The following is a 7,909-nucleotide window of genomic DNA, read 5'->3' on the forward strand; positions in this document are numbered from 1 at the left end:
AATTGTCTAATTAAAATAAAGTTCTTCATTTTAAAATAAACTCTTTGCATTTTTAAAATAAAGTCTTGTAATGAAAGAGTTTGTTCGATATAGGGGCAAAAAAATAGAAGTGAAAATAGAAAATATACGTTGATAAATAAGGGGAAAGAATCATGGTTTAAGCCTTGAACCTTTTCCTTTTTTTAATGGAAAAGAAAATGGAAAATAAAAGAGATAGATAACCACAGATGAAAATGTTTATTTTAAAATCGAATGAAAGAATGAGGGGTTGAGAGGGGTGAAAATGAAAAGGTTTATTTTAAACTCACAGAAATAGGCTGGGATCAAAGGGCTGGCTATGAAGCCTTGCAGGAGGTTAAAGAAACTTGGAGTAGTAAGTATCCTAATGCTATAAACAGTTGGGAAAACAACTGGGACACCTTAAGCACTTTCTTTAAATACTCAGCTCCGATTAGAAAAATAATCTATACTACTAACGTAATAGAATCTCTTCATAGACAGTATAGAAAAGTAACCAATACTAAATCTGTATTTCCTACAGATGAATCCTTGGAAAAGATGTTGTATTTAGCTACTAGGGAAATATCAAAAAATGGAGCAGAAGATATGCAGATTTCTCTACATACGCAGTTAAGTCTATAAATTTGTTAGTTTTTATAAAGTTTTATAGACTTATTGTTACTATTTCTTCATGTATTAGAATTGACTGATGTCACGAAAAACTTTAATATGAAATGATTGAAATTAGTCGTAAAAAGTGTTATGCTATCAACGGTAAACAAAAAAATGTCGTTACTGCATAATAATCAATTGCAAAATTGCAATTGATTATTATATATTAAAGAGCTTATTTTTATAAGCTCTTTTCAATTGATAAAGAGAGGTAATAATATGCTAAAAATTGATAATTTGTCGTACTCGTTTCCGCAAAAAGATCTATATAATAAAATTTCATTTACATTAGAAGAAGGTCAACACTGCGCTTTTATAGGAACAAGTGGCAGTGGAAAAAGTACATTGATAGATATAATTATGGATCCAGAAAGATATATGTTCGATGGTAAATTAGAGATAGACCCAAATTGTAGAATTGGGTATGTAAGTCAGTTCTCACAACTAGACAAAACAAAAGAAACTACTGTTTTCGAATATATAGGGGAAGAATTTATTAAGCTACAAAATGAAATGACATCTATTTGTACTGAAATGGAAACATCTTCGGATATTGATATTTTACTAGAAAAGTACCAACAAACGTTAGACGCATTTGATGCAATTGGTGGAGATGATTTCGAAAGCAACATTAATAAGAAACTAAATCTTGCAAACCTAATCAAGCATAAAGATCTAATGATATCTGAACTTAGTGGTGGGGAATTCAAACTTGTTCAAGTGATTAAGGAAATGCTTACTAGTCCAAACTTAATGATTATGGATGAACCAGATGTGTTTTTAGACTTTGAAAACCTCAATTCTCTTAAAAATTTAATTAATTCTCACAAAGGAATTCTGTTAATTATTACGCACAACAGATATCTATTGAATCATTGTTTTAACAAAATTTTGCACCTTGAAAACATGGAGCTCCAAGAGTTTGATGGAAGATATATTGATTATAACTTTTCATTACTTCAAACTAAAATTGAGTTACAAGAACTCGCTGTTGCTGATAATGAGGAAATTGAGAGAAATGAGATCTTAATTAATAAACTAAGATTTATCGCAACGAATAACGCAGATGCTGCTAAAGGGAAATCTTTAAAAGCTAGAGTTAAAATTCAAGAAAGATTAGAAGAGCGTAGAATTAAAGCGCCATTTGTAGATATTAAACAACCCAATATCAGTTTAGCTAGTGATAATAAAATCGAAGGAACTATTGCTTTAAAAGTTAATGATTACAGTGTTGCCTTTGATGAGGTGCTTTTAGAGAATGTTAACTTTGAGATTAAATCTACTGATAAAGTAGCACTTATCGGTTCAAACGGTACCGGAAAAACGACTTTGTTGAGAGAAATCTTTAAAAATAATCATGATTCCATTGAAATCAATGATGACGTAGAAGTGGCTTATTTATCTCAGATGCAAGGAGACGTACTAAATGAGTCGAATACCATACTTGAAGAATTTTTAGATGTTGGATTTGAAACTACTGGGCAGGTTCGATCCTATATTTCAAACTATGGTTTTGACGAAGAAGTTATGAATCAAAAGATAGAATTTTTATCTGGTGGAGAAAAGAATATCCTTCAATTGGCTAAAGTTTCTGCTAGTAAAGCAAACATGTTGCTTCTCGATGAACCTACAAGTCATTTAGATATCTATTCGCAAATAGCACTTGAGACAGCCATAGAAAACTATAAGGGTGCGATTCTAATGATTTCTCATGATTACTATTCTATAATAAACTGTATGGATTATGTTTTAATCATTGAAGATAAGGCAATTAGAAAAATGAGTATGCGAAAATTTAGAAAGATGATTTATGCTAATCATTTTGATAAAGACTATTTAGAAATTGAACAAAAGAAAAAATCAGTTGAAATAAAAATAGCATTGGCTTTAAAAGATACTGATTTTGAGCGTGCAAAAATTTTATCTGAAGAGTTAGAATCGCTGATTAAGTTACTTTAAATGGTATATGTGTAGAAGGAAATAATAACGTTGATTATAGGCTAAATTTATGATTTCAAAAATAGATTGAATAAATATAGATTTCATAGTATAATAATTCGTGTTAAGCAAATGAGATTTTTATGGAGGGAATTGTCATGAAGAACAAATTGAAATTTATATTATTATCTATTTTAGGTTTTTTATTTTTTCTAATGCCTTTCCAGTTCAGAGGCGAAGAAAAAATAGCTATATCACATATTGTGAGTTTTATTACAGGGAATTATCTTAATTTATTTATTAGCTTTACAGTAATTTGTGCGTGGGGTGTATTGATTAGTACAGCTGTGTTTTTATTCTATGAATCAAAACATAAAGCTGTAAATGAGGTATTTAAAGCATCACCATTAAATGTATTTTTAAGAATTGTAGGTTCTTTTCTATATTTGGTGGTTATTAATGGTTGGTTTTCAGATACAGCGATAGGGAATATGATTTTAGATCCTAATACAGGTGGTCTTATGGCTGGAGATGGTGGATTGTTGACTACTTTGTATATTACTTTTTTTGTAGGTATTTTAGCGCTACCAATGTTAACACATTTTGGGGCAGTTGAATTTTTAGGTGTTTTATTAGGATCTTTTATGGAAAAATGGTTTAAGGTTCCAGGCTATGCAACAGTAGATGCTATTGCTTCTTTTGTAGGAGATGGTACAATCGGAATCGTTGTAACAGATACTCAGTATCAGAGGGGATATTATACAAAGAGAGAGGCATATATTATTGCAACTAGTTTTTCTATTGTAGGAATTGCCTTTGCTTCAGCTGTTGCTGAAGAATTATCTTTTGGTCATATATTTCCTGTTTTTTATGGTGCGATTGCTTTAGTAACGATGATTATTGCATTTATTACAGCAAGAATGCCACTTAAAAAATTCAGTAATGATTATTATGAAGGTGTAACGCCAAATAAAATCCATATGTCTAAAGATAAAAGTATTTTTCAACATGCTTATGCTGCTGCTGAGAAACAAGCAGAAGAAACAAACTTGATAGATGTTTTTAAAGGCTCTATTAAAAGCATACTAAATATATATGTTGGATTTTTACCTGTGATTATGTTTGTAGGAACGCTATCGTTGATCATTGCAGAATATACATCATTTTTTACAATCATTAGTTCACCTTTAGTCTATATCTATACGACTGCAGGTTATAGCAAGGATGTAGCTATGATGATGGCACCAGCTTCTGTATGTGGATTTGCAGATATGTACTTGCCGTCTTTATTTATAGGAGAGTCACCATCCGAATCTTCTAGATTTTTTATAGGTGTATTAGCATTTACACAATTAATATTTATGTCTGAGACAGGAATGGTTTTAGTAAAGACAAAAATTGGTGTAAATATGTTTGATGTTATTAAGATTTTTATATTTAGAACGTTAATTTCTGTACCTATATTAATAATTATTACAAGATTATTGGTAGCAATAGGTATAATTGCATTTTAAAAATCAAGGGATGAAGGGACAGATACATTGTCTCTTTGTCCCTTTTAAATGTATGTATCCGTCAAATACAGCCCATATATAACACAAGTCCTATCGTATAGTAACGTCTAGCATGTGCGAAGCAACCTACTCTCGTTACATTTTCCACTGAGTTATATCCACTATAGTCATCTGTCTGCAAGAATCCCTTAAATCCTTCAAGAAATTTCTTAGCATTTTTTCCAGATCTTGATGGAGTATACTCATAAAGTACAATCTTTTTTCCAAAGCTGCCGCTTTTGTAAAGCCACATATATGACTTGCTATTAGAATCTTTCCCGTCCTTTGTTAGAACTCTAAGAGGGTTCTCATCAGCTTGGATAAAGGTTTCTTTTAAAAGCTCACGCTTAAGCCTTTCAAAAAATGGCTCAAGCCAAAGCTCTGAAGTTTTTATTATCCAGTTAGCCATATTTTGCTTTGAAAGCTCTATACCGAAATCTTTAAATATTCTCTCTTGCCTATCAAGAGGAAGAGCAGCCGAATACTTTTGATACATAAGATATGAAATCAAAATAGGCGAAGCAAAACTACCCTTTATTACAGGCTTATTTTGGCATTTGCTATCTCCAGCTCATGTTGAAGCTTTGCATTCTCGTTTTTAAGATCATCTACTGATTCTTTATTTAGTTTTATATCTTTAGTATCAGCTGTATTTATCATAGGAATATTATATCATCTTTTAAGATTCAAAAAAGCTTTAATATCTTAAGACATAATATTATTTTAAATTAAAATCCTTTGAGGAGATGGTTTGTGAGCATCTTCTTGCTCAACACTAAGTCCATCTAAAAGCCATCTGAACTGTCTCTCATTAATGGATAAAGAAAAGGAGCTTCCTTTTTGAGGCCATTTGAAGGATTCACTTTCCAATCTTTTGTAGTGTATCCAAAATCCATTGTTGTCCCAAACTAAAATTTTGATGAGATTTTGTCTTTTGTTGCAAAATGCAAAAAGATGAGTGGAAAAAGGGTCCATTTTTAAAACATGCTCAACAATCAAAGAAAGTCCATCTACAGATTTTCTAAGATCAGTTGCACCAAGTGCTAAATGAACCTTTTCAATAGAAATTTGTTTTATCATAGCATCTTTAATGTCTTTATTAACTTAATTAAAAGCATCTCATCATAATCATCATTTACACGATTAATCCACATTTCTTTGTTTTCATTTTTGTTCATAAAAAAGAAACACCTCCGATATTTATTATCTTTGGTGTATTATCTCATGACAATTTAATGGAATCTATACGTGTCCTATTTGACGGATGCGAAAGAACTTCTAAGTATTAATAAAACTAGAAGTTCTTTTTGCGTTTGCTATTAAAAATGATAGTATACTATATATAGTTAGGAGATGAGGAAAAAAAGTGAAAGATAAATTGTCAATTGGTGAATTTGCAAGATTAAGAAATATTACCACTGAAACATTAAGACACTATGATCGAATAGGTTTACTTAAGCCTATGAAAGTAGATCCTAAAACTGGATATAGATACTATTCTATTTTACAATATGAACAATTAGGAACTATTAAAGAGCTTCGCCAACTAGGGATGAGTATTGATGAAATTAAGAAGTACTTTAATAATAGAAATTTAAAACAATCTGTTCATATATTAAAGGATAAACATGATAAACTTATAAAGAAAATAAAGGAATTACAAGAATTAGAAAAAAATATAAGTAAAAAAATAAAACACTTAGAAGATATTTCTCAAGTATCAGATTTTGAAGGTATAGTGATTAAAGAAATTGAAGAAAGAGAAATCATTACATTTGATAAATCTATAAAAAATGAAATTGATTTAAGCTATGCATGTCTTGAATTAGAGAATACATTAAAAGAAATAGCACCGATACTTGCAAGTAATCGCTTTGGAGCAATTAGAAAACAAAAGGATATAGCGTTAAATAAGTACAAAGAATCAATTGTAATGTTTCTTTTTATTAAAGATAAAGAAAATATTGATGAAAAGCATATTAAAAAGATAGAAAAAGGGACTTATGCTTGCTTGTATGGGAAAGGGAGTATTTGGGATATAGAAGTGCATTTAAAGAAAATGATTGCATATATTGAGAAAGAGGGATATAGCATATGTGGTGATATCCTTCAAATTGATCAAATAGACATTAGTGTTACAGATAAAAGGGATGAAGTATTATTCGAAATACAAATACCTATAAAAAAGCATTGACCTCTGTGTTACACAAAGGTTTATAATGGATTCCATTAGAACAAAACATACTTATTAGATGGTTACGGTATGTTTTGTTATGTTTTTTGGAGGTAGAATAAATGAGAGAAAATATATTAGGAAAAGAGAAAATATCTAAATTATTTATTAAATATTCAATCCCAGCAATCATCGCTATGGTCATAGCAGGTGCACAAATTATCATAGATGGAATATTTTTAGGGAATTTTGTTGGGCAAAATGCACTGGCTAGTGTAAATATAGTCCAACCATTTATGCAAGTAATAATAGGTTTTAGTATGATCATAAGTGTAGGTTCTTTAAGCTTCATGGGAAGATGTTTGGGAGAAGGTAACAAAGAAGAGGCACAAAATATACTTAAAACAGCAGGTGTATTTATTACAATAATATCTTTAGCTATATTATTAGTTGGAAGGTTATTTAATGGAGAAATTGCAGTATTATTAGGGGCAAATGAAGTATTATTAGAAGGTGTATCAATATATATAGAAACTATATGTATATTTGCGCCACTGATGTCTTGGATGTTTTTATTTGGATTTATTAATAGGGTTGTAGGAAAGCCAGAATTATATTTAAGGGGTATGGTCTTAAGTGTGATTGTAAATATAGGTTTAGATTATATACTTATAAAAGAGTTAAGCTTAGGAATAAGAGGGGCAGCATTTGCTACAGGAACAGCATATGTAGCAGCATTTTTCATAGTAGTACCTCCTATGTTAAGTAAAAATAATATAGTAAATATATTTAGTGGAAAATTTGATCAATCAACCATATTACCGATAGCATATAATGGTTCATCAGAAGGAGTCATTGCAATTTCAGCAGTTACAACTTCATATTTGTTTAATATGACATTCATGAAAATAGCTGGTGAATCTGGTGTTGCAGCATTTACAATTATAAATTATATATCTCAATTTGGAATACTTATAATGTTTGGTATATCAGATGGAATAGGACCTATACTGAGCTATAACTATGGATATAAAAAACATGATCGGTTGAATCATACGTTAAAGTTAGCATCAAAGGTAAATGTAGTTGTTGGAGTAGTTTTATTGTTTATCGTATTTGTATTAGGAGAACAATTAATAGGATTATTTACAAATGGCAATAAAGAGATTTTAAATTTAGCAGCAAGGGGATCTAAAATATATGCATTTTCCTTTTTACTGTGTGGATTTAATATCATTAATTCAGGATATTTTACAGCAATAGGGGATGCGAAGGCATCTATTATAATATCAGCAAGTAGAGGGATTGTATTTATAATTTTAGGAATAAATATACTTCCTATGACGATAGGAATGAACGGAGTATGGCTTACAGTTCCATTTGCTGAATGTATGACATTTATTATAGGTATGTATTTAGTTAAAAAAAATTATACTTTATGTGTAAAAGTAGCTTAAATTTTCAAACTATAAATTATAAAATGGATAACTCTTTATTAGGATTAATTTTTTTTAAGGTTCTATAATAAATGTTGGGGTGAATAACTCCAACATTTAATTTTTTGCAAAAAAAT

General features: G+C 29.9%; 6 protein-coding genes and 1 pseudogene. 5 read left to right on the plus strand and 2 right to left on the minus strand.

Going from position 1 to position 7,909, the window contains the following annotated elements; genetic code table 11:
• Nucleotides 1-345: 345 nt before the first annotated feature.
• From EK368_RS15355 to EK368_RS05330, 3 genes and pseudogenes are all read left to right on the plus strand, one after another.
• A pseudogene (locus tag EK368_RS15355) lies at nucleotides 346-710 on the plus strand (transposase); the annotation flags it as partial.
• A 181-nt stretch (nucleotides 711-891) separates the two neighbouring features.
• Nucleotides 892-2,631, plus strand: coding sequence for an ABC-F family ATP-binding cassette domain-containing protein (locus EK368_RS05325; RefSeq protein WP_129597151.1), 1,740 nt, complete (start codon nucleotides 892-894; stop codon nucleotides 2,629-2,631).
• 137 nt (nucleotides 2,632-2,768) lie between these two features.
• On the plus strand, nucleotides 2,769-4,124 hold the full coding sequence (locus EK368_RS05330) for a YjiH family protein (protein ID WP_129597153.1): 1,356 nt from the start codon (nucleotides 2,769-2,771) through the stop codon (nucleotides 4,122-4,124).
• Nucleotides 4,125-4,185: 61 nt separating this feature from the next.
• Here EK368_RS05330 and EK368_RS05335 read toward each other — a convergent pair whose 3' ends face one another.
• On the minus strand, nucleotides 4,186-4,701 hold the full coding sequence (locus EK368_RS05335; protein ID WP_279222262.1) for an IS66 family transposase: 516 nt from the start codon (nucleotides 4,699-4,701) through the stop codon (nucleotides 4,186-4,188).
• Between the two features lie 185 nt (nucleotides 4,702-4,886).
• On the minus strand, nucleotides 4,887-5,243 hold the full coding sequence (tnpB, locus tag EK368_RS05340) for an IS66 family insertion sequence element accessory protein TnpB (protein ID WP_129597157.1): 357 nt from the start codon (nucleotides 5,241-5,243) through the stop codon (nucleotides 4,887-4,889).
• A gap of 286 nt (nucleotides 5,244-5,529) precedes the next feature.
• On the opposite strand from tnpB, the gene EK368_RS05345 reads away from it, so the two are divergent.
• Both EK368_RS05345 and EK368_RS05350 read left to right on the plus strand, forming a co-directional pair.
• Nucleotides 5,530-6,357, plus strand: coding sequence for a MerR family transcriptional regulator (locus tag EK368_RS05345; RefSeq protein ID WP_129597160.1), 828 nt, complete (start codon nucleotides 5,530-5,532; stop codon nucleotides 6,355-6,357).
• 101 nt (nucleotides 6,358-6,458) lie between these two features.
• Nucleotides 6,459-7,793 carry an MATE family efflux transporter gene (locus tag EK368_RS05350; RefSeq protein ID WP_129597162.1) on the plus strand — a complete coding sequence of 445 codons (1,335 nt, stop codon included), beginning with the start codon at nucleotides 6,459-6,461 and terminating at the stop codon, nucleotides 7,791-7,793.
• Nucleotides 7,794-7,909 lie beyond the last annotated feature (116 nt).

This window comes from Anaerophilus nitritigenes (genome assembly GCF_004138215.1).
Taxonomy (GTDB): Bacteria; Bacillota; Clostridia; order Peptostreptococcales; family Thermotaleaceae; genus Anaerophilus; species Anaerophilus nitritogenes.

What these genes read in the sequence shown, in the direction of transcription:
- EK368_RS05350 (WP_129597162.1), top strand. Translation starts at nt 6,459, where the DNA reads ATGAGAGAAAATATATTAGGAAAAGAGAAAATATCTAAATTATTTATT.
- EK368_RS05330 (WP_129597153.1), top strand. Translation starts at nt 2,769, where the DNA reads ATGAAGAACAAATTGAAATTTATATTATTATCTATTTTAGGTTTTTTA.
- EK368_RS05325 (WP_129597151.1), top strand. Translation starts at nt 892, where the DNA reads ATGCTAAAAATTGATAATTTGTCGTACTCGTTTCCGCAAAAAGATCTA.
- tnpB (WP_129597157.1), bottom strand. Translation starts at nt 5,243, where the DNA reads ATGATAAAACAAATTTCTATTGAAAAGGTTCATTTAGCACTTGGTGCA.